Source organism: Oceanobacillus sp. B139/18 (genome assembly GCF_055524595.1).
On sequence record NZ_JBVFXI010000001.1, the window covers coordinates 1,363,268 to 1,387,229 of the forward strand.

24 protein-coding genes are annotated in these 23,962 nt (G+C 36.6%); 1 reads left to right on the forward strand and 23 read right to left on the reverse strand.

What is annotated here, in order from left to right:
- Positions 1-93: 93 nt before the first annotated feature.
- The 13 genes from ACZSMY_RS06630 to ACZSMY_RS06690 all read right to left on the reverse strand — a co-directional run bounded on the left by ACZSMY_RS06630 (position 94) and on the right by ACZSMY_RS06690 (position 15,369).
- A complete protein-coding gene (locus ACZSMY_RS06630) occupies positions 94-732 on the reverse strand; it encodes a sugar O-acetyltransferase (protein ID WP_465147582.1) in 639 nt (212 codons plus the stop codon).
- An 824-nt stretch (positions 733-1,556) separates the two neighbouring features.
- Positions 1,557-2,018 (reverse strand): GNAT family N-acetyltransferase, encoded by a 462-nt coding sequence (locus tag ACZSMY_RS06635; RefSeq protein WP_193064158.1) that lies wholly within the window; start codon positions 2,016-2,018, stop codon positions 1,557-1,559.
- An 18-nt stretch (positions 2,019-2,036) separates the two neighbouring features.
- A complete protein-coding gene (locus ACZSMY_RS06640) occupies positions 2,037-2,381 on the reverse strand; it encodes a hypothetical protein (RefSeq protein WP_332093639.1) in 345 nt (114 codons plus the stop codon).
- Positions 2,382-3,170: 789 nt separating this feature from the next.
- The gene (locus ACZSMY_RS06645; RefSeq protein ID WP_042533599.1) at positions 3,171-4,760 is read right to left on the reverse strand and encodes a solute:sodium symporter family transporter; all 1,590 of its coding nucleotides are present in this window, start codon (positions 4,758-4,760) and stop codon (positions 3,171-3,173) included.
- 203 nt (positions 4,761-4,963) lie between these two features.
- Complete coding sequence (locus tag ACZSMY_RS06650; protein ID WP_319022557.1) at positions 4,964-5,854, reverse strand: fumarylacetoacetate hydrolase family protein; 891 nt, start codon at positions 5,852-5,854, stop codon at positions 4,964-4,966.
- Positions 5,855-5,887: 33 nt separating this feature from the next.
- Positions 5,888-6,733: an amidohydrolase family protein gene (locus tag ACZSMY_RS06655; RefSeq protein WP_193064094.1), complete on the reverse strand. Its 846-nt coding sequence runs from the start codon at positions 6,731-6,733 to the stop codon at positions 5,888-5,890.
- 58 nt (positions 6,734-6,791) lie between these two features.
- Positions 6,792-8,507, reverse strand: a complete 1,716-nt coding sequence (locus ACZSMY_RS06660) for an IlvD/Edd family dehydratase (protein WP_042533596.1) — start codon at positions 8,505-8,507, stop codon at positions 6,792-6,794.
- 12 nt (positions 8,508-8,519) lie between these two features.
- Positions 8,520-9,401 (reverse strand): SMP-30/gluconolactonase/LRE family protein, encoded by an 882-nt coding sequence (locus ACZSMY_RS06665; RefSeq protein WP_332093638.1) that lies wholly within the window; start codon positions 9,399-9,401, stop codon positions 8,520-8,522.
- A 41-nt stretch (positions 9,402-9,442) separates the two neighbouring features.
- On the reverse strand, positions 9,443-10,195 hold the full coding sequence (locus ACZSMY_RS06670) for an SDR family NAD(P)-dependent oxidoreductase (protein ID WP_193064097.1): 753 nt from the start codon (positions 10,193-10,195) through the stop codon (positions 9,443-9,445).
- Between the two features lie 34 nt (positions 10,196-10,229).
- Positions 10,230-11,327, reverse strand: coding sequence for a Gfo/Idh/MocA family protein (locus ACZSMY_RS06675; protein WP_465147583.1), 1,098 nt, complete (start codon positions 11,325-11,327; stop codon positions 10,230-10,232).
- A gap of 202 nt (positions 11,328-11,529) precedes the next feature.
- On the reverse strand, positions 11,530-12,819 hold the full coding sequence (locus tag ACZSMY_RS06680; RefSeq protein WP_193064099.1) for an aspartate aminotransferase family protein: 1,290 nt from the start codon (positions 12,817-12,819) through the stop codon (positions 11,530-11,532).
- Between the two features lie 408 nt (positions 12,820-13,227).
- Positions 13,228-13,977 carry an IclR family transcriptional regulator gene (locus ACZSMY_RS06685; protein WP_042533591.1) on the reverse strand — a complete coding sequence of 250 codons (750 nt, stop codon included), beginning with the start codon at positions 13,975-13,977 and terminating at the stop codon, positions 13,228-13,230.
- Positions 13,978-14,487: 510 nt separating this feature from the next.
- The gene (locus tag ACZSMY_RS06690) at positions 14,488-15,369 is read right to left on the reverse strand and encodes a LysR family transcriptional regulator (protein WP_193064100.1); all 882 of its coding nucleotides are present in this window, start codon (positions 15,367-15,369) and stop codon (positions 14,488-14,490) included.
- 113 nt (positions 15,370-15,482) lie between these two features.
- On the opposite strand from ACZSMY_RS06690, the gene ACZSMY_RS06695 reads away from it, so the two are divergent.
- Positions 15,483-16,595, forward strand: coding sequence for a citrate synthase/methylcitrate synthase (locus ACZSMY_RS06695; protein ID WP_042533589.1), 1,113 nt, complete (start codon positions 15,483-15,485; stop codon positions 16,593-16,595).
- 230 nt (positions 16,596-16,825) lie between these two features.
- On the opposite strand, the gene ACZSMY_RS06700 is transcribed toward ACZSMY_RS06695, so the two are convergent.
- The 10 genes from ACZSMY_RS06700 to ACZSMY_RS06745 form a co-directional block, all read right to left on the reverse strand.
- On the reverse strand, positions 16,826-18,298 hold the full coding sequence (locus ACZSMY_RS06700) for a putative ABC transporter permease subunit (RefSeq protein ID WP_465147584.1): 1,473 nt from the start codon (positions 18,296-18,298) through the stop codon (positions 16,826-16,828).
- Positions 18,299-18,310: 12 nt separating this feature from the next.
- Positions 18,311-18,586: a hypothetical protein gene (locus ACZSMY_RS06705; RefSeq protein ID WP_465147585.1), complete on the reverse strand. Its 276-nt coding sequence runs from the start codon at positions 18,584-18,586 to the stop codon at positions 18,311-18,313.
- Complete coding sequence (locus tag ACZSMY_RS06710) at positions 18,583-19,377, reverse strand: ABC transporter ATP-binding protein (RefSeq protein ID WP_042533587.1); 795 nt, start codon at positions 19,375-19,377, stop codon at positions 18,583-18,585. The genes ACZSMY_RS06705 and ACZSMY_RS06710 overlap by 4 nt, the downstream gene beginning before the upstream one ends.
- 239 nt (positions 19,378-19,616) lie before the next feature.
- Complete coding sequence (locus tag ACZSMY_RS06715) at positions 19,617-19,835, reverse strand: hypothetical protein (RefSeq protein WP_042533586.1); 219 nt, start codon at positions 19,833-19,835, stop codon at positions 19,617-19,619.
- A 133-nt stretch (positions 19,836-19,968) separates the two neighbouring features.
- Positions 19,969-20,373: a DUF4064 domain-containing protein gene (locus ACZSMY_RS06720; protein WP_256706129.1), complete on the reverse strand. Its 405-nt coding sequence runs from the start codon at positions 20,371-20,373 to the stop codon at positions 19,969-19,971.
- A gap of 24 nt (positions 20,374-20,397) precedes the next feature.
- Positions 20,398-21,348, reverse strand: coding sequence for an ABC transporter permease (locus ACZSMY_RS06725; protein WP_193064103.1), 951 nt, complete (start codon positions 21,346-21,348; stop codon positions 20,398-20,400).
- Positions 21,341-22,264 (reverse strand): ABC transporter ATP-binding protein, encoded by a 924-nt coding sequence (locus ACZSMY_RS06730; protein WP_193064104.1) that lies wholly within the window; start codon positions 22,262-22,264, stop codon positions 21,341-21,343. The genes ACZSMY_RS06725 and ACZSMY_RS06730 overlap by 8 nt, the downstream gene beginning before the upstream one ends.
- Positions 22,265-22,441: 177 nt before the next feature.
- The gene (locus ACZSMY_RS06735) at positions 22,442-22,624 is read right to left on the reverse strand and encodes a hypothetical protein (protein ID WP_256706126.1); all 183 of its coding nucleotides are present in this window, start codon (positions 22,622-22,624) and stop codon (positions 22,442-22,444) included.
- Between the two features lie 13 nt (positions 22,625-22,637).
- Entirely contained in the window at positions 22,638-22,829 is a 192-nt protein-coding gene (locus ACZSMY_RS06740) for a hypothetical protein (protein WP_256706125.1), read from the reverse strand.
- Positions 22,830-22,847: 18 nt separating this feature from the next.
- Entirely contained in the window at positions 22,848-23,861 is a 1,014-nt protein-coding gene (locus tag ACZSMY_RS06745) for a LolA family protein (protein WP_332093635.1), read from the reverse strand.
- Positions 23,862-23,962: the final 101 nt, after the last annotated feature.

The following is a 23,962-nucleotide window of genomic DNA, read 5'->3' on the forward strand; positions in this document are numbered from 1 at the left end:
TTCTTAAAACTTGATTACAACCACTACGCCAATTACGTTTGCCCCGCAGTATTAAACGGGAATCTGTAAGGCCTTTCATAGTCCGAAATATTTTTATTCTATAATTCTATTATCGTCCAAAATTTCCGGCTTATGTTTCATGCTGTCCAGTTCCGTAATTTCTCTAATCACTCTGCATGGGTTGCCAGCCGCAAAGGTATTGCTTGGAATGTTCTTCACAACAACACTTCCTGCCCCAATTACGCAATTATCCCCGATTGTTACTCCCGGACAAACAACCACATTTGCTCCAAGCCAGCAATCATTACCAATTTTAACCGGTTTCGCATAACACATATGCTTAGGCACACCGTCTTTATCCATAATGGCGCGGCGTTCATCTGGAAGCATTGGATGTACAGGCGTAACGATCGTCACATTTGGACCAAAATCACAATGATTGCCAATAACCACCTCTGCATCATCTTGAATGGTTAAATTAAAATTTGCAAAAAAATGATTACCAATCTTTGTATGTTTTCCGTAGTGAATATAAATAGGACCTTGCAGACGGCTGTTCTCTCCAATTTCATGGAAAATATTTGAAATGAGTGCTTGTCTCTTTTCCGTTTCATCTTCGAACGTGCGGTTATATTCGGAGCATAGGTTATGAGTTCTCAGCTTTATTTTTTTTAAATCCGGTTCTCCAGGTGAAAAAAGGGTACCTTTAAAGATTTTTTCTTCTTCTCTCATTTTTATTCTCCTAAGTGGAATCTAGCGCAGGATCAACAAGTTTGTTCCAATCGCTTTTTCCTGTAATTTTGTTTCAAAAGTTCATTCTACAAACAGACAAGCCAAACATAACAAGTGCTATTCATACTAAAAGTCACGATTGTCTGCCCATTGGTACTACCAAGGTATTGTAAATGACCAAAATTCGATTGCTTTTCTCACATTTAAGAATAAACAGTCTTAAAAAGATTTGAAGCCTACTTCAATGACTTGCCCAGTTTTGGTAGGGTGGCATTTCATTTTGCCATCTTATTATTTAAGTTCATTCTTATGCAATATTCGCACTTATTATAACATAATTCCATTGCTTATTTCTCACGCTGATTCACTTGCTGTATATCACTTTAGTAAACTAGTAGTTGTTTAAATGCTAATGCTCTATAGGATACTTCTAAAACTCCCAGCAAAGCATAAATAAGCCCTTTTTAGAGAGCTTATTTATTAGCCGGATTGTAATTAATATGATTTTATTCCCTTTAATTATATGATTCATTAAGTTTCATTATGAACAGAACGATTTCGAAAGTAATTGATAACAATCACGATAAAAGCAATCAAAGAAAATAAGCCAAACGAATCCATAAAAGCATGCAGCAGGCTTTCCTTTTCCATCGTTAGCCTCGCGATAAACAGAGCTAAAGAACTAAAGAATAATACAACTACAACCTTACTGAAAGAAGTATGTGTAATAGCCATGCCTAAGATAATAATGAATGAGCTTATTCCAATTATATTTACTAAGATATAGAGTCCTCCCTTTAATCAAATACGCATCCAAACAGCGATTAACTTAAATTTAATTCATAATGATAAAATTGTGAATCCCGGATATATCCATTCTTTTCATGTAATCCCTGAGAAGCAGTATTATCCGGTGCTGTTTCCAAAACAATGCTTTTCGCATCTGTTTCCATAGCAAGATCCTTTGCTTTATTTAAAAGCTTTTCTCCTATTCCCTGATTCCTTGCTTCTGCATCTACATACAAATCATTTAGTATCCATGCTTTTTTCATAGATATGGATGAGAATGTCGGATAAAGCTGGGTAAATCCGACATACATTTGATGATCTCTCACCATAAATATCACAGAACCCTTGTGTTCTAAACGCTGCTTTATGTACGCTTTCGCACCTTCTATGTCTGATGTTTGTTCGTAAAACACACGATATAAATTAAATAAATTCGATACGCCGTCTAAATCTTCCATTGTTGAATAGTAGTTTCCAAGGCCGACGATTACCTCCATCGTTAATATTCTGTTCACTTAATCCACTGTCAGCTCTTCGTTTATCGAACTCAAGTCTATCTCTTTCAAAAGGGCTGCATAGTCTCCTTCTAATTCATCAATGGATGTGACGCCCTCACTAGAACCAGAGATATCTTCCAGGAAATTTCCATATTCATCAATATAACTGATTTCGGTACCAGCCATCGAATAGATTTTCCAATGTCTATCCTCTTTTTGGAGTGAATACAGTATCGTTTGTTGATAGTTATGTATGGACTCATCTTCAAAATATGTTTCTTGTGACGTATAGATAATTGCGTTATCTTCTTCTTTTTCCTCCAAAACGATATCTGTAATCCATGTTTCCCCACCTATATCCATGATGCTTGTGAGTTCTCCCTCGACATCTTGCATTATTGGCGATTCACTATGGAAATAAGACAAAAACTTATCTTCATCCTCTTGATTTTTAGCTAAAATATTGTGTCTTATAACATCAAATAACTTTTCTTATTCGGGGTCTTCTACATTAGAAGAGGCTTCCACTTCCTCACTTAATATCTCTTTCTCATCCGCAGTCTTTTCCTGATCATTTTCTTGATTCTCTGTTTTGGTTTCTTCATTATTGCAAGCAATTAAAAATAAAAACAGAACAAAAATAAATGCTGTAAAACTTCCTTTTTTTATTATATCTTTCTCCGCTCTATTTAATAAGATTAGTTTACCTTATCTATTCTCAATTCACATATATTTTGACTTATTTGGATTTTTGAAGTTAGTTTAGTAATCCATTCCTTGTTAGAAGCTTAGAACAAAATTACAGAAAGAATTTGTCGCTTCTGTGAAGATTATTAACATGCCACAATAATAATTTGAAGTATCTGATTAATAAATCCTCAACAGCTTTATAAATAAAAATAATCACTACTTGTTTTTTACAAAGTAGTGATTATTTTTATATTTAATATTTGCTTGATTGCCAACTTAAGCATTGCTTAAAATTTACTAAGAATATAAATGATTTTCTACCCTGAAATGTTTATGTGTTAAAACAATAGTAAGTTCAATTACGAACTCATCTTTTATATAAACATCATATTATTTTTTGTATGTCGTGCTACTTTACTCATTACTTCGAATCTCTAAAAAGATACAATATTCACACTTTATCTACCCAGCAATACCCAGTTTAGAGAAAAAGATATACATCAGAAGAATCGATGCGATTATCGCCAAAGAGAACGGATATAAATATTTCCAATTTGTAACATCAACGGAATTATTCTCTTTCAGAACAAATTCTGTTTCCCTCGGTTTGATTTTTCCGATAATCAACATCAATCCTACACAAATAACAAATAATATTCCTAAGATATGAATGTAATTTAATCCAAAATCCCAGACCAATTGTGTTAAAGCATAAGCGAAGATAAATACTGCTAAAGATATTTTCGCCGCTATGGTAGGTACACGTTTTGTCAGATATCCTACAATTATAATTGTTAAGATTGGCACATTGTATAACCCATTGACCGTTTGTAAATAAACAAAAAATCCTTCCGGAACCAGTGCAATTAACGGCGCTACAATAATAGCAAAAAGGGCAATGCCAGTACCAATATACTTTCCTTTTCGTACAAGAGTCGCTTGTGTTGCATTTGGATTAATATAAGGCTTATAAACATTTATCATAAATAGAGTCACCGATGAATTGAGTGCTGAATTAAATGTTGATAACACTGCTCCTGCTAAAACAGCAGCAAAAAATCCAAGTAACGGGCTCGGTAACACATGTTCCACAAGTCTAGGATACGCATCTTCAGGTACTAATTCAGGACCGAATATATTAAAAGCAATAATTCCAGGCAAGATAATGATTATCGGCGTGAATAACTTAAATGCCGCCGCAATTAATAACCCTTTTTGCCCTTCCTTTAAGCTTTTGGCTGCAAGTGCACGTTGCATAACAAGTTGGTTGGTCCCCCAATAGAATAGTCCGATTAAAAGCAACCCGGTAAATAAAGTACTAAAAGGGACCGGTTCTGCGGATGAGCCGATAGCATTTAATTTTTCAGGTGTATCATTAACAATCGTGGTTATCCCTTCAAATATGGAACCATCTCCCAAAACGGCTAGACCTAATATTGGTATTAATAGGCCTCCAATGAACAAACCAACTGCATTTACCGTATCACTGATAGCAACAGCTTTTAGTCCACCGAAAATAGCGTAAATGGCACCGATTCCTCCAACAGTGACAGAAATGATCCAAAATGCGGTTAATCTACTGACGCCCAGAATTTCGTCAATATTAAAAATACCGTTAAATGCAATAGCACCTGTATATAGAACGGGAGGCATTAAATTCGTGATATACCCAAGTAAAAAAAGAATGGTAACAATTTGTTTCGTTTGTTCATCATAACGATCAGCCAGAAAATCAGGAATCGTTATAATATTCCCTTTTAAATACCGAGGAAGAAAAAATATCGCTACAATAATAAGAGCAATGGCAGCTATTACTTCAAATGCCATGGAAGATAAGCTAAACTGATACCCCTCCGCACTTAAACCAATAAGCTGTTCTGTAGAAAGGTTTGTTAACAATAGCGACCCAGCAATCACCCATGCAGAAAGCCCTCTACCTGCTAAATAATAGCCTTCTGTAGTTTGGAGGTTTTCACCTCGCGTATAAAAATAAGAAATCAAAGCAACCAATCCCATAAAAAACAAAAACGATATAATTGTTATGAATGACATTGAAGGCCTCCTATGATAATAGTTTTTAACAAAATAATTATTTTCTAATGTCGTTCATTGATTTTTGTAGAGAATTAACCGCTCATTCCTCCTCGCCTACTTTTCCCATGTGAAGCAGTTTCTTGAATTTTTATACCTCTCTTACCTTGCTAATATGAAACTCAAATCAATTGGAAATTGATGAAATTGAGGCGCTTTCAAAATCATTCGTATACAAATTTATTTGTTAAACTTCCTAGTTTTTCTATTTCCACAGTCACTTCATCCCCAGGTTTTAAAAATACTTGTTTATCTTCTGATTCCCCCATAATCACTCCCTCTGGTGTGCCGGTTAAAATAAGATCGCCTGGTGTTAATGTCATATACTTAGAGATATAACTAATAATCTCATCACAATGAAAAATCATATCGGAAGTATTTGAGTTTTGTTTTTCCTCCCCATTTACAATCGTTTTAAGTTGCAAATTATTTGGATCCTCCACTTCGTCACTAGTTACTAAATAGGGACCGACTGGACTGAAATCATCACAGCTCTTGCCAAGCAACCATTGACTAGAAACAAATTGTAAATCGCGAGCGGATAAATCATTTCCTGTAACATAGCCAAATACATGATTTAGTGCTTCGTTTACAGGAATATTTTTTGCTGTTTTTCCAATGACCATTCCTAGTTCTACCTCGTAATCTAGCTTTTTTGTGGTTTTCGGAATTTTAATAGCTTGTTTATGTCCTGTTAATGTATTATTAAATTTGTTAAAAAGAATCGGTGTTTCGGGATAGGGTGAACCCGTTTCGTCTGCATGTTTTCGATAGTTTAACCCAACGCAAATAATTTTACTTGGTGAGGTAATAGCTGGTCCCCAATGAATATCTCCCTCTTTCAAATAACGAATCGATTCCGTTTCTACTTGTTCTATATAACTCGCTATTTCTTTCACCGCATCTTTTCCTCCATGGATAACTTCCATCACATCCGTTGGAATAGTGGCATTCCTATGATTTTGGAGCAATTCATCGAAATCGATAATACCTTTATCCGTTTGAATTCCTAAAACCTCTTTATCTTCCTTCTGAATAGTTAAAAATTTCATCATTATTCTCCTCTCTATCCAATTTCATAATGTCGACTATCCTTTACGCAATTTTAAAATTCCAGGTACATTCCGGTGTATAATATCCTCTATAATATGATCGGGAATCTTTGGCATCTTGGTTCCTTCTACAACATCGTTAATTTCCCACAATGTATCTATGGTTTGTGTTATGGTAAAGAACGGGAAATCTGAACCCAAAAAGATTTTATGTGTTACACCATATTCCATAGCTAATACCATTGCATTGTAATATTGCCATGGTCTTCCCCCTAAAGCGGATAAATCCATATACATATTCGGATTTTTACGAACTACTGAAATGCATTCACCAACCCAGGGATGCCCCATATGAGCAATAATTATTTTTAAATCTGGGAAAGCCCTTGCAATGGGATCTAAAGCGGCTGGTCTTGATGCATCTAAAAAACCTTCTGGAACAAAAGATGTCCCTTGATGAAATAGTATGGGAATATCTAATTCATTCGCTTTTGCATATAAGGCAAAATGTTTCTTGTCATCCGGATAGAAATTTTGATACATCGGCCCCAATTTTAATCCGCTTAAATGTAAATTCTTAACTGCATCTTCTAATATACTAGGCGCTAAATCATTGTTCGGATCTACACTCGCAAAGCCAAATAATCTATCCGCATGTTTGGAAACATATTCAGAAACATATTCATTCGGAACCCTCGTGCCGGTTGCCGGTGCATCAAACGCTAAAACGATCGCTCCATCTACATCTTTTATACTTTCTTGATGGTCTTCCGGTAATGCAATTAATTCATGTTTTTCTCCCCAGGCTCTTTGACAGGCTTCTCTCATCGCCCCCGTTACATGACCAGGTCCAAATAAATGGGTGTGACTATCAAATATCATGGCAAGCAACCCCTCCTCGTTTATTCTGATTCTTCCTATTTGTTGATAAACCTTCTATTTAACTGTTGCTTTTTAATTCATCCCTCAATTCCTTAGGAAGTAAAAAATCAAAATCGCATCCTAACTCCGCTTGTAAAACTGTATTTTCAAATAACAACCCATAGCCACGATCATAAAATGGCTCTGGCTGTACCCATTTTGACTTCCTCTTCTCTAATTCTTCTTCATCAACAAGTAATTGAAGACGCCGATCATGGATATCCAATTTAATTTCATCTCCATTTTCAATTAATCCGAACGGTCCTCCGACAGCAGATTCTGGAGATATATGAACTACCAACGTTCCATAAGAAGTTCCGCTTATTCTTCCATCAGATATACGCACCATATCACGCACACCTTTTTCTAATAGTTTCTGTGGAATAGGTATTTGCCCTTCTTCCGGCATACCTGGAGCACCTTTTGGCCCGAGATTTTTCAAAACTAATACACTATTCTCCTCGACATCGAGATTTGGGTCATCAATCCGCTTCTTCATATCTTCCAAAGAATCAAATACTACTGCTTTTCCTTTATGTTGAAAGAATTTCTTGGATACAGCTGTTTTCTTAATAAGTGAACCACCAGGGGAAAGGTTTCCTTTTAAAACAGCAATGCCCCCGTCTGATTCAATTGGCTCAGTCAACGGAAAGATAACTTTTCTATCCAAGACATGGACATCCATCAAATTCTCTTCCACTGTTCTACCTGTTACCGTCATACATTCTCTATGTAAAAGAGGTTCCAACTCTTTCATTAGAGAAGGTACACCACCAGCTTCAAAGTACTCTTCCATTTGGTATTGTCCAGATGGCCGCAAATTCAATAAAAATGGCGTTCTTTTGCTTATCTCATCGAACGTCTCTAACGGAAGTTTCATACCGAGACGTTGGGCAATAGCAACCATATGAATAATACTATTTGTTGAGCCACCACTCGCCATCGTTACGGTGATCGCATTTTCGATAGCTTCTCTTGTCATAATATCTTTAGGCTTTAAATTTTCTTTTACTAATTGAACAATTCGATTCCCTGTCATCTGTGACATATGACGCCTTCTTGAATCGACAGCAGGTATTGCTGCACACCCAGGTAGAGCCATTCCTAATCCTTCTGCAATCGATGCCATCGTACTAGCTGTCCCCATTACCATACAATGTCCGTCACTCCGGCAAATAGCATTTTCTGCTTCTGCAAGTTGAGCACCATCCAAATTTCCTGCTTTATGTTCTAAGGTAAAACGATAACAATCTGTACAAGCACCGAGGCTTTCCCCGCCCAGCCTGCCATTCAACATCGGCCCTCCCGTTAGGATGATGGATGGTATATTCGCACTGGCAGCGGCCATTAATTGAGCGGGGACCGTTTTATCACAGCCTCCCAATAAAACAACTCCATCAATAGGATGGGCTTTCATCATTTCCTCTGTATCCATGGCCATTAAATTTCGTAACAGCATAGATGTTGGTTTAATATATGGCTCCCCAAGAGAGATCGTCGGAAATTCCATTGGTGTTCCACCCGCTTGCCAGACTCCTCTCTTTACATGTTCAACGAGTTCGTTAAAATGCGAATGACACTTGTTTAATTCACTAAACGTATTGCATATACCAATGATTGGCTTCTTTATATCATCTTCCGTATAACCCATTGATTTTGTAAAAGAACGATGTACAAATCCCCACAGGGTTTGATCAGCAAAATATGTCTCACTTTTTCTCGTTTCGTTACTCAAAGACAGTACCTCCTATCGATTGTTAAATGAAAATGTTGGTAACCCTTGTACATCCATGTTGATACGGAATAATCCCCCAGAATAAGGATGAGATGCTAACTCCTTTTCTGTTAATCCTGTACGAGCACTCGTAACGTATAATTCATTCCGTTTCTCTCCACCAAAGACACAAGAAGTAACACGAGGCACTGGCAGTTTGATTGTTTCTAATAAATTTCTATTATTAGGATCCCAGCAACAAATGACCCCTGCATCCCAATGTGCCACCCATAGATTCCCTTCCATGTCACCTGACATGCCATCAGGCAATTTAAATTTCTCTGGTATAATCACAACAGTTCTCTTATTGTTAATATCACCTGTATTCAAGTCATAATCGAAAGCTACTATCTTATATGCTAACGTATCAATATAATACATGGTTTGATAATCCGGAGACCAGGTTATGCCATTGGAACATCCAACAGATTGAATCTTCGTTGCTATCGAATAATCTAGTTGGAGACAAAATAATTCCCCAGTAAACTTTTCAGCATCTACTCCATTAACAGTTCCTACCCAAAAACGTCCGAATGGATCACATTTGCCATCATTAAATATATTTTCAGAATGCTTATTGGGATTCGTGATAAATGTCTTTTTTTCCGTTTCAAGATGGAATAAATAAATGCCGCTTTCTGTGGCCATAATCACTTCCTGTTCATTCTTAGGAGCAACACTTCCAATATGCTCGCCTATTTCCATTTTTCGATTTCGTTCATTTTTAGGATCATATATATATAAATTCCCTCGAGCACTGTCGATCCAATAGAGTACCTGGCCTTCGCTATCCCAGGAAGGACTTTCTCCTAAATGCGCCTTTTCATCTTGGACTAGTTCCCAAGTTTTATCCAACTATCCCACCTCACCACACTACTAATTTAAAAACACTCGTCTTACAATTCGCTCGCATTGGCTAAATGACCACCGTCAATGACTAAAACAGTACCCGTAATATAAGTTGCTTGGTCAGAAGATAAAAAGTAGACCCCATCCGCTACTTCTTCCACTGTTCCTAATCTTTTCATAGGTGTTTTCTCCGTTAAATTCAATGTCTCATCTCCTTTTTTTAATTTTTTATCCAATGGTGTATCAATAAAGCCGGGTGCTACTGCATTTACTCTAATATTGTACGGTGCCAACTCTACAGCTAACGATTGTGTCAATAAATTAATTCCCCCTTTTGAAGCATTGTAATGGGCTAAGTACGAACTGCCAGCCAAGCCATTTTTAGATGAGATATTTACAATGCAGCCAGGAATTTGATCTTGTATCATTCGCTTTGCTATCCATTGGCTGAGAATAAAATTTGCCCTAAGATTCACTTGCATGATCTGATCCCAATTTTCTATTGGAATTTCAATAACAGGTTCCCTAACAGCTAAACCAGCATTATTAACTAAAATATCTATCCCTTCCCAATAGGCATAAGCCTTCTCCGCTTTTTCTTCTATATCTTCAACATTTTGCAAGTCACAGACAATGGGCAGAATTCGATTATGATAGGTACGACACTCCGCAGCTAAAATGGATAAGTGCTCTTCATCGTTATCCAATATGGCAACACGACAATTGTTTTTTAGATACTTTTGAACAATCCCCTTTCCTATGCCCTTAGCTCCTCCAGTAACTAACACTCTTTTTTGCACATGAACACCCTCTCTCTTTTCAAGATTGAAACATTTACCATTTACTTATATCTGGCATTGTGACTTGTTTTCCATCTGAAGTGATTGACTCCTCAGATAAAATTCCAGGCAATGTCAGTTGTAAAGCCTTATAGATATCAATATTCAGAGGCTTGTCATGCATAATGCAATCTAGGAAATCTTTAATCATATAATAGTCTGCTCCCCAATGGTTAGCGTTTTTTGGTTCAACCGGCATTTTCAAATAATCTTCTGGTAAAAATTCAGGATAAAATGCTTCAAGATCCATCCATTCTTCACTAGATGGATTATAATCTTTTAACCATACGCGATGCTTCTCTCCAGGAACGCTTGGTGCTTCATAACAACCCTTGGTTCCTTGTAAGGAATAATACCGCATAATATGTGGTCGATTAGAAGTTAAATCTAATCGTATTTTTATCAGCGCATCACTTTCTGTTCTGCATAACATAATCGTTGTGTCATCAATTTCATTATCTGGAGATGTATGTGATCCGGAACCTAAACAATTTACATATTGAACGCTTTCGTTAAACCAATTTAATATAGGCCCAAGACTATGTGTCCCATAATTACAACCGCGTTTTCCCATGGTGTCTGTTTTCCGCCACGTTGGATCACCATTTTCATCGTATTGTAAATGTTTCACATTATGTATATACGCTCCCTCCGAATAATAAATCTCGCCAAATAAACCTTTCTTAACCATATTTTGTATAGCAACATTTTCTCGTATATAACAATAATTTTCCGCCATCATGTATTTCGCCTTACTTCGTTTGACTGCATCCAATAATAATTTACATTCTTCCAAAGTTGTTGCCGCGGTTACTTCTGACAGTACATGGATATCCTTATTCAAAGCTGAAATTGCTTGACGCGCGTGCATATGAATAGGAGATGTTAACACAACGACATCAATACCATCGTTAAGGAATTCCTCATAGTTAGAAAAGGTTCTTTTCACACCATACTTTTCTGAAAACTTCATCAGAGCTTCTTCATTCGTATCCATAATGGCTTTCACTTCTACATCATTAAATAAGTTAAAATCTTCATAAAAATCAGCTCCTCGTGTTGTACCAACTATTCCAATCTTCTGTTTATTCATATAAGATCTCTCCTAAATAAATTTATGAAATTTACAAATTAAACGAGCTAATGTAACATCTTTTGTTTAACTTTTTTATTCATGATATTTGGCTACCATCCTCAAACCCATTTTTTAGCATTTGAGGATGGTTATTATTCATATATTAAATGATCCCACTCTACGAAGCCACTTTAAAACTTTTGAATGAATGAAAAAGATACTAAATGAGCTCTTTTAAAACATCCTCTATTGCTTGTAATGTGTTATCAATATCTTCTTTCGTGTGGCTATAACTAATATGATTCCGTTTAATATTCATCGGCATTTTGAAAAAGCCTCGCTCAATCAGTTTCTTTCGATAACTGACATACATTTCCGCATCGTTCTTCATTAAATCTGTATAATTTTTCGGTTCAAAATCCATAAAATATGTTGTCCAAACAGATCCAAATCCAGCTACATATGCTTTCATGCCGAGTCTTTCATGTATTTCGCGAATGCCATTTCTCATTCTATCCCCAAGTTCAAAAATATGTTGATGAACCGGTTCTGTTTCCATAATTTCCATGGTAGCAATCGTTGCTGAAGTACCAACAGCATGCCCATTGTATGTACCAGCAAACCAAACGTCTCCACCAGGATTGGTATTGTACCGCTCCATATATTCTTTCTTGCCGGCGACTGCGGCCATCGGGAAACCATTCGCCATTGCTTTCCCCATTGTTGTCAAATCAGGCGTTACATCAGCAACCTTTTGAAAACCGCCTAAGCCATGGCGAAATCCTGTAATCACCTCATCAAAAATCAATACCGCATTATTTTCATCACACAAATCACGCAACCCCTGCAAAAATCCATCTTCTGGCATCACACAGCCTATATTATGTGGAATTGGTTCTACAATGATTGCCGCAACTTCATTCTTGTTTTTATGAAAAGTAGCTGCAACATCGTCTAAATCATTGAATGTACAAATCAGTGTATTATCAATTGCTTCATCCATCATTCCAGCAGAACCTGGGTCACGCTTGCCTATCATATCAGGAGCACTTAACATATTTCTCGCTACATAATCATGCCATCCATGATAACACCCCTGAAATTTAATTAATTTAGTTCTATTTGTTATAGCCCTTGAAAGTCTTATCGCATGATACGTAGCTTCTGAACCCGAATTGCAAAACAATACCTGATCCGCCGAAGGAACGTTCTTTGTTATTTTATCTGCACATTTAATCTCTAAATCAGTGGTACCTACTCCATATAAGTCTGTTGTTGAAAGAGCTTCAATTACTTGATCATTTACTGCTTTATAATTATGACCTAATATATATGGTCCGAATGCGGATTGATAATCAACATATTTGTTTCCATCCGCATCATAAATGTAAGCGCCTTCTGATTTAGTAAAAATTAAATGGGGATCCACATTCCTTATAGAAGTGTGTACGCCACCAGGGGTATATTTTATTGCCTCTTCATATAATTCTTTACTTTTCGTATTTAACATTTCTAAAAAACCTCCCTATTTTTAATCATGCAAAATGTAGAGCGAAACGACATCACCAAACGAAAGCGCTTTCTAATTGTTTTTAAAATGATCCTCCCCTTTACAATTTAAAATAGTCTACAAAATAAATACACATGAGACATTTCCTAACGAATAAAGCAAACGAAATACATAATACTGAACTTAGTTCTCCTTGTTGAACAAGTATAATGTGCTAATATTAGTTTTGTCAATAGTTAATTTTCTGTTTTATCTGTTAACCGTTGAAAAATACATGAAAAAGTCCGAACCGATTGAAATTCAAATGAATGTTAGAATTTCAATCGGTTCGGACTCTCCTTTATATCACATACCATTTTCTTTTAATGTCATATAAATCATAAAGAAACAGGTATACGAAATCACCTATTATATACTTTTTGCGATGTCTTGTGCTGTTTCACGAACTAGTTCTCCAATTTTTGAAAATCGATCTTTAGGTAATTGAGAGGTATGGCCTGTTACACTAATTGCAGTTGGAGTAGTATGGCGAGCATTAATTATCGGAGCAGCAATGCATCTAACACCAATCTCGCCTTCCTCATCTTCAATAGCATAACCGTTCTGGCGGACAGCACGAAGAGATTCCTTGAAAGTCGTCATATCAGTAATTGTATTCGGTGTTGCCTTATCCAAATTTTCAAATGTCACTATTTGGTCAAGCTCCGATTCACTCAAGTAAGCTGCTATTGCTTTTCCTAATCCCGTTAAATGAATTTCCGTCTTCAGGCCGGGATACGTGGAGAATTTTATGAAACTATCCGGTTCTTCTTTTGCTATATACATGATTTGATTTTCATGAAGGATGCCTAAATGTACAGTAAAACCCGATTCTCCCATCAAACGTTTCATATATGGTTTTGCCAATTCTATCATATTACTATCAGACACATACGTCATTCCAATTTGAAACATTTTGGGACCAATTTGAAAACGACCATTGAGATCTTTTTGAACCATATTATGGTACTCAAGCGTCTTCATAATTGCAAAAACCGTAGCTTTTGGTAAATCAAGCATTTTACAAATTTCTGTTCCCGTATATGTATCTTTCGACTCACTAATAAGTTTTAGTATTTTAATTGTTCTTTCCAAAGCTGGTACGTGATATTTTTCCAATTAGCTCCCCCCAATTACGTTATCTGTTTACAAAGGACTATATATGATTTGTTTAAAATATAACTCTTTGACCAATGAATTAGTTCAGTATATAAACTCGCGTTCGTAATATAGTACCATTATAAGAATATGTTTTTTCTTTTGTCAAGATATCATGTTTGCGTCAACTATTTATGATTACTCTTTAAAGATTTTTAAGACCTTTATTCGGATTAGTTAAACTTTTATTCTGATTTCGATAGAGAGTAAGCTTAATTTTGTTATGGAAAATAAAATATCATTTCATTTTCTCTAAAACCCAATGTAAAAGATATATATGTAATTAATTACTCTGAAATTTCACTCAATAAACCCCTTAATTACCAGGCGCAAAAATATTGAAACAATTATAGTACTAAGATTTACTTAAATGTATAAAAATATTGCCAATCGCAAGCTGTTTAAAAGGGGCTTGCAGTTAAATATAGAAAGCATTCTTTCAAATATTTATCCCTTACCAATCTAAATATATTAATACGAGAAATATCCTCCAAGAAAATCTTGGAACAACCTGTTTTCTTCTGTATCCGCACGAGTAACGATATAAGTAGATGCCTTTGGAAGCTTTAACTCCGGTGTTCTTACTTCCAGTAATCTCCCTTCTATTAGTTCCCGATTCAAAGCGATTTTAGGAAGAAAAGAGAAACCTAGCCCTTCCTCGATAAATTTTTTCGTAATGTGGACCTGTGTAACAACCATAGTACGTACCTTGTGATACTTTACATGGATCGCATTTAATAGATCATCCCAGTATTCTGGATGATTATAGGTGAATAATGTCTGATTTTCAAATAGATCATGAATATCAATTGGCGGGCTGCTTTCTAAATCACCGCCATCATGGGAGCATACGCAAATCACATCATCTTCTTTTATTTTCTCCACTTGCAATGATCCTTGTACGGGTTTCATCTGCAATAATCCGAGATCTGCTTCTCCTTTTTCAATCATTTCGCTTATTTCCATTGATTCTTTTATCTGCACAATCACTTCTACATCCATGTGCCGCTCCATAAATTGTCTAATAATATATGGAAGAATGGAGGCAGCTAATAATGGAGAAATAGCGATGGTTAACTTTCTTTTATACCCTTGTTCCCAAGCCAGTAAATCATGAGTTCCACGGTCATAGCTGGATAATATTAACCGGGCATGCGGCAAAAATCGGCGTCCAGCTTCCGTAAGAATGATATTACGTCCAGACCGGCTAAAAAATTGTGTGCCAATATCTCTTTCAAGCTGTTTAATATGTGCCGTTACCGTTGGCTGTGCCATATATAGCTTTTCTGCCGTTTTTCTAAAATTTTCACTTTCTGCAGCCATAATAAAGGTCCGTAACCAATTTATATTCATCTCTTCCCCCTGATTGATTATGATTTTTAATCATTTAGTTAATAAATAACTAATATTCATTATTATATATCTCATTTATAATAGACACAAATAGTAAAAATGGAGGAATTATAATGAATTTTCGACCTGGTCTTGAAGGTATTACAGCAGTACAAACCAATTTGAGTTCTGTAGATGGTGAAAATGGCCGCTTGATTTTTCGTGGATACCATGCAGATGAATTAGCTCGTAAGTATACGTTTGAAGAAGTTATCTATTTACTCTGGTATGGGGAACTGCCGGCACAAAATGAATTAAAAAAATTGAAAAAGCAGCTTCATGAAGCAAGAAATTTACCGGAGTACATCATTCGTATTATTGATGAATTACCAGAAGATATGGAAATGATGGCTGTTTTAAGAACAAGTATATCTTCTTTGAAAGCGAATCCAGAATGGCCGCCAACATTAGAAGAAGCAACCCGTATCACAGCTATCATACCAACTATACTTGCTTATCGTTATCGATCTTTACACCATTTAGAATTTATTGCGCCTAATCATCAATTAGATCATGTGTCCAATTACTTGTATATGCTTACTGGTAAAATACCGAAAGACGCACATATCAAAGTTTTAAATGCTTATTTTATTCTTACGGCAGAACATGGTATGAATGCCGCAACGTTCACGTCCAGGGTAATTGCATCTACTGAATCTGATTTGTTTTCTGCCGTTTGTGGAGCAATTGGTGCTATGAAAGGGCCATTACATGGAGGTGCACCAACCGGTGTCATGTCAATGTTAAACGAGATAGGTACAATGGAAAATACCGAAGATTGGTTGAGAAAAAAACTAAATAACAATGAAAAACTGATGGGATTCGGACATCGTGTTTATAAAACAAATGATCCCCGGGCTGAGGCATTAAGCGATGTCATTGAAAGTTTATCGGCTAATGATGATTGGTTTGCCCTTGCAAGGTATGTGGAAAATACCGCAATTCGCTTGCTTAAAGAATATAAACCTGGACGAAGACTTTATACCAATGTTGAGTTTTATGCAGCAGCTGTTTTCAAAGCTATAGATCTGCCGGAAATGCTGTATACACCAACATTTACTGCAAGCAGGACAGCCGGATGGAGTGCTCATGTTCTGGAGCAAGCAGAAAACAATCGGATATTCCGTCCTCTTTCTGAGTATACTGGATTGGAGAATATGATTAATGAAAATACTCAAAGAGGCTAAGAGAAGACTAACCTCTTGGGCAAATACTGCACTAAAATATTAATCGATAAACTCTTAAATGTTCGTAAACATTATAAAGTGAAACTTCCTTCAGCGGGGTTCTTTCATCCCCTGCTGAAGGAAGTTTCGCCTTATCTAATTCATGTTTACCGAACATAAAATAGTTATATTTACATTAACTACTGCTCTATCTTTCAGCAAAATTGGCTTTCTCACTAAAAAAACAAAGCTTAATATAAACTTTTTCCAGATTTCTGTTTAAACAAAGTCTTTCCACTCGTCTCACTCACTATATCAATAGTAACACCACGATTAATCCGCTTCGCACTCTCATACAAGAACAACCACGCAAGACCAATAGACAATACGAACATCAGCAGCAAGCCCAGACTGATTACGATCAGTGGATTACTTGCTTTCCATGTAAGTAAAACGCCAAATAAACTAAATACGAAACCGAAAAATCCAGAACTTTCCGCGCCCAGATCAACAACAAATGGAGCTGCCTCACCAGGTACGAGCATTAATGCGTAAGGGATGCTTAAAACAGCCAAATACACATATGCCAACAATAATAGAAACATAGACGTTCCAAAGGTTAACCGCTGCTGGGGATTGCCCGGATTAAACCGTGCACCAATTGTTCCGATCCAAATGCCGATGGAGCTGATTCCGATGGTAATTCCAGCTTTCACCACAATTCCAAAGATGAACTGCCACCATGCCCAGCCAAGAAATACTCCTACAATACATTCCAAGATCGTTAAAATAATAAATGGCAGCAGCCAGCTGATCCATAGCTTTCCTAAGGCAATATCGCGGCCTGATAATGGGAGCGTGCGTAAAATCCACGCAGACAATCCTTCCCGTGCAATAGCCGCAGCAGCAAGCTGTCCGTTAAACAATGCATAAATAAATAAAAAGAAGCCTTGAGCAATGGGCCATGAAATATCATTAAATCCGCGAAGATCACTTAAGCGGATGCCACCACTGAAGAAACCGATAACCGGAAAAACGATGAAAAAGGCAAGCGGTAAAAATGTCATCCATTCTCTCAGATCACGCTTAATGGAAAACCATTCTTTCTTCCCGATCGCAATAACTGGATGTGATACACCCTGCGCACGCTCTTTTTTAGGTTTACGCTTTTTCTTTTTCCCGCTTCCTTCACTTAGTCTAACCCAACCCGTGCGGAATCCTTTTTCAACTAATGTCGTCGTAAGTAAAATCAACACTCCGGCAAAAAGTATCAATAAAATCATTGGCAGGAAAAAGCTCATTGAACCATTTGCTGCCTGAATTAATGCATCACTTCCCCAGCTTACCGGTACCCAATCCGGTAAAACTGGAAGCCCTGCCATAAGAGACTCTGATAATGAACGGTTATTTGATATTTGCGGTAACATAAATATCAAATAGACAAACAATCCTGACAGAAAGGTCATCGCTGTCATCAATTCATTTGCTCGTCTTGCAGGAATAAGCTGTATGACAACCAAATTAAGCAGGTAGGCAATGGAAAGCCCAATGGTAGCCGCTGTATGCAACATACATACAAGTACGAAATAATAGATAATATTTGCGCCGCTGGCCACCCCATAAGCTGTAAGTGGTACTAAAAGAAATAAAAAAACAGTCAAAGGTGCGCCGATAAAACTTTGCATGTACTTCATTATAAAAATTTGTCTCGTTTTAATCGGCATGGTGAACAGAAACTATAAATCGGTTGCCGAGTACAAGTGTTTAAACACTTCTGGCATCCCGATTAAAATAATCATTCCAATAATCATTAACAAGCTGAAAGAAAAGATCCCATCTAAAATGGGCTCAGTCACCGAACCGGCAATGTTCCATATCGCCTGAGAGACAAAAAACAACAGAACAGCCAAGACTGCAAAAACAAAAAGATAGGCAAAATAATTTTTAAGATTTTGTGATTTGAGTGTATTTACAAATATTCTGCGCTGATTCTTGAGCAAAACCTTTATCATGATGGACCACCTGGTTGATTTTCTTTCGCCATCTCCTCAATAATCGCTTCTTGGTCATCACTGCCTGTTAATTCTAAGAAAATTTCTTCAAGACTTCCCTCTGTACGTCCGTCTTTTTCCCTTAATTCATCCATTGTTCCAAGTGCGATGATAGCACCATCTGAAATAATACCGATCCGGTCACACATCTGTTCCGCGATTTCAAGAATATGTGTTGTTAAAAACACCGTCATGCCTTTATCGCATTCTTCTCTGAGCAAATTTTTAAGATTCCGTGCACTTTTAGGATCAAGCCCCACGGTTGGTTCATCTAAAAATAAAATTTCCGGATCATGGACGAGTGCTCCACAGATTGCAATTTTCTGCTTCATCCCATGAGAATATCCTTCTATTAATTCATTAGCCCGGTCCGTCAGTCCAAATATGGACAGTAACTGCTCCGCCCGTTCTTTAAAATGATCCGATGATATTTGAAATACAGATGCTACAAATTCCAGATATTCCCATCCAGTCAGTTTCGGATATAAATTTGGCTGGTCTGGAACATAAGCAATCTGCTTTTTCGCTTCAAGCGGATTTTTCCAAATATCATAACCATTTATTTCAATCGTTCCATTTGTTGGCTCAAGCAATCCAGTCATCATTTTAATCGTCGTTGTTTTTCCTGCCCCATTTGGCCCTAAAAATCCAAACAGTTCGCCTTTTCTCACTTCAAAATTAATCTGTTTGACAGCAGCTTGATTTCCATATTTCTTTTCAAGCTCTAAAATTTTGATGGATCGTTCACTCATTTTTTGCCTCCTTGTATATCCCATTCATTTATTCGGTAAAAGAGTAACTTTAATTTTCTGCTATTTCTTCAACAATCAAATCAATACATTTGTTATTTGTTTTTTTATACAGTAAATATTATTAACTTTCAATTAATTCCTTTCAAATAGATTCCGCTAATATATGTGCATTATTAATTACTCAGCACCCTAATTATTACAAATCCTGCCCTGCGTGTAAAATAGTTTAAAGTACGATACTAGCTTTTTAAATAGATTTCATCATGCCATAACTTATTGATTTTCACGTCTCTCCAATGACTGACAATAAGCAGTGCAGCGATAATTGAACAATTAATCATCAAACCTGAATAAATTTGCCAGCCTAGATTACCCTTATGATGAATAATTTGAAAGATAAAATATGGAATTAGCAGCATACTTACTGCAAATATGACATATGTAATCTTATTATTCACTTTTAACACCTCCGCTTCCTTTTTGCTTCATCAATTTCTTTCGATTCAACGTTAAATAATAAAACTCTAAAGCTGTCATCAAATATATCCTTCCTTTGATGACAGCCCCTTCTCTTTAAACTTAAAAATAGTCTTATAGAGTTCCTTGCTTCCGAACCAGACACATAATACCGCTAATAAGCAGGAAGATGCCAGGAATAATACCAAACCCTACGGTAACAATCGATCCTAAGATAGAAATCACAATGAAAATCGAACCTGCAATTTTCGGCTGTTTATTCCCTTTAATCAAGAAAATCGCTGCAAGGCTTAAAATAATCGCGAGGATAGAAGTAATGAGAAGCGCCCACCCTCCTGCGCCCATTCCTTCCATGACCGTATTCAGATCATTAAGACCCATTTCTGGATTTTGCTCTACTACTTCTTGAAGGAGGTCTTCATTATTTTGCAGAAATAACATAAACCCGCCTAAAGCTGCAACCAGTCCATATCCGACCATTCCAATGACACCTAATACAATTTCAACCGTTCTTTTCATTATCTTTATACCTCCCTAAATCTCTTATTGACCTGCAATATCTCTCTTAGTAAATATTCCCCAAGAAGCTGCTAAAAACACTACAAAATAAACAAGTAAAACCATGATGGAAAACGGCAACGTCATCCCGTCCACCCAAGGTGCGTCATTCGCATATTGGCTTAAATCTGTGTTCGCAAATAAGATATATTTAGCCCATGCATACTCCGAGAAAAAACTGACAATGGAATTCCCAGCCATCATTAGAAATACCGCTGTTCCAATGGCAAGTGCACTATTGCGGAAAATGCTTGAAATCATAAAGGCAAAGGTTGCCATCATTACTAAATTAACGAGTTTATAGCCATAGTTTGTAATTATCTCATGAATAACCGATACATATTCCAAACCGCCGACCTTATCCATGACGATTTGCGGATTTAATCCTTCCACACCAAAGAACACGGCACCAATCACCCATGAAAAGACAACCACAAATAACAGTGTAATCAAAGCGAATAGCAGGACTGCCAAATATTTGGATAATAGTATTTTTGATCTGGAGATAGGACGGATAAGTAAAAGTTTTATCGTACCCCATCTAAATTCATTCGCAACAATCCCTGCTGCGATAATGATCGTTAATAAACTTACGATGGACAGCATGATGTTCATCTCCATCACAAATTGCCACGCATCATACCCCGCCGGCTGAATATCATTTTCTAAATAGTAATTGTTTTGCTCAATCAAACCCATATTAAAGTCTTCCAGGAGCTCTTCCTCTTCCATCTCCTTCGTCAGCTCTTCATTCTCTTCCTGCAGCTCCGCACGCCATGAATCCTGACTGTAATCCTCTCTTACGTCACCAAAAAAGCTTGTTAACATGCCATATCCCGCAATAATAACTGCTAAAAGTATGTATATGATCCAGGTTGATTTTTGTATATATATTTTATTTATTTCGTTTCGGATTAAATTCACCAGGTTACTCAATGACATTCTCTCCAATCAAATCAAAGAATTTTTCTTCTAATGTCGCTCTGGATACTTCTACTTGATAAATCAAAATATCATTTCGCACGAATGTTTGAATGATATTAGGAATTTCTTCTCTTTGACTTTGAAAGGATATGAAACCATTGGTGAGAACGGCCTCTATAATATGCTCTGTGCTTAACAGTTCTATTGCTTTCTCTGCAGGTGTTACTTCCATCTGAATCTGATGGGAATTCTGCTCTGTATCTGCTGCATCATGAACATTTTGAATCGTAATAAGCTCTCCATTTTTAATAATTCCAATCCGGTCACACATTAATTCGATTTCTGATAAGAGATGACTGGAAATAATAACTGCAACATTTTGCTCTTCAGCCAATCGTCGAATATAGTGTCGTATCTCTCGGATACCTGCAGGATCAAGCCCGTTTGTCGGCTCATCTAAGATTAAAACAGACGGATTATGTAATAAGGCTTGAGCAATCCCTAACCTTTGCCGCATTCCTAGCGAGTATTTGCCGACTTTTTCTTTGATCGCCTTTTCCAGGCCTACTAAGCAAATAACCTCCTGTATCCGCTCCTTGCTGACATCCGGAAGCATACGCGCAAAATGTACCAGATTTTGCATCCCTGTCATAAACGGATACATTTCTGGATTCTCAACAATGGCTCCAACCTCTTTAATAGCCTCCTTATAATCGTTTTTAATGCTTTTGCCCAGTATCTGTACGTCTCCACCGGACATTTTTATCAGACCTACCATCATTCGAATGGTTGTTGTTTTACCCGCACCGTTTGGGCCGATGAAGCCAAAGACTTCTCCTGACTTAATCTCAAAGTTTAGCCCTTTAATAATTTCGGTTTTTCCAATTGTTTTCTTTAAATCAATTAGTTTCATTGCTGTGTTTTCCAAAAAGTTCCCTCCGTGAAAGCATAGTTATTTAGTTCATTATTACCGTAATTTCTTTATAAATGATCAAACCTGGTTAGCCGTTTTGCAGGATTTCTTTAACTGATAAAGTATGTGGCGCCAAATATGAAACAGCCAGCAGTTTTTTAACGTTCTTAGAATAACTTAACGAGATTATTTTTAAAATGAGATTGTTTCAAAAAGCGGAACCATCAAAATAAGTGTAGATAAGCAGCCCGCAGACATTAACAAAGTAATTCGTTTTCTATTCTGCTCTTTTGAAGATTTTGTAAGCTCCCAGGACACTGCACTCCATATAACGATCGAGATAATAGCTGTTACAAGCGTTACCTCTGTTGACATTTTTGACATCTCCCTACTTTTCATTTATTTTCCGATTACGAAAAATACCATAAACAGCTAAAGTTAATGTAAACAAACACAATACCGTTAAAGCAATAGCAGCTCCTCTATCATCACCGTAAAGACGATAAGCAGAAAATCCGTTTCCTAATGTATTGATGAATAAAGCGACAATAATAAGCGGATGTATCTTTACTTTTTTCATGGGGAATCACCTCTTTTTTCAAGGTTGTTTATTTAAGTCCGAGTTCAATACCATACTTTCCGTTCTCTCTATCATTTCATTTTTCTCAACTTCGGAACCAATCATAATGATGGAGTACCTTAACCCCTCTTCATCCCAAGTAATACTATTGACAACCTTTTCATAGGCCGCCTTCCTTCCCCGAATTTCCACATCAGCTTTTTCAATTTCCATCCCTTCAGGAGAATGAAAAATAGATAAGTAGAACATTGGCATATCCGCTTTAGAATAATACGTTAAATTTAACTCGTCACGCGTTATTATTCCGTCGATGTGATGCATTTCGATATCCTTTAAAATAAACTCATCTTCAGGAAACAGATAAAATGATTGTTTAAGAATTTCTTCTGCCTCCGCTAATGTTACTGTATCTGGAGCAAATGCTTCTAAATCCTTTATTTCAACATCATCTGGAATATTCAAAGTGAAGGTATCTTCTGCAAATACTGGTGATATGTCGATTTTCTTATAGTCCAGTTCCGTTCGAATACCGCCCACTTCGGAAATCATTTTAATAATAAATCTAGTTTTCTGATCCACCCACAAGTCTGTATCTCCAAATACATGATCAGAAATTTTTGCTTTTGCTTCTATATGGAATGTATCAAAGTCTAGTATTTTTTCTTCTCCTATTATTTCAAGTGCATGAGTATCCTTCGTGATGCCCTTCATTCCATTCATTTTCCCTGTAGAATCATGTGATTCTACATCTCCGTCTGCTGTTATATCCATCTCAAATGCGCGATGATTATATTTATCATAGATAATTGTTTTTGCACCATCATTCAAGGCTTCCGTTCTTTTATCTTCCCCTTCCAGCTGGTCATGTGTAATGGTTTTTCTTTTGCCATTTGCGACGTATTCTTCTAAAATACTGTGCTCCATTAATTCTGTTCCTTGATATACTTTTGATTCGGATAACGTATAATAATGATCCATTCCTTCTCCTGCTTCAACCGCCTTGCGCATGATTTCTTCAGCAGATATGTTCATATCTTTTCGCCTCCTGATTTGGTAAAAGGCTGCATACGGGCCTATGTTCTTTTTATATACATTGGACGGTATGCAGCCTTTTTATCTAAGGAATCTAATCT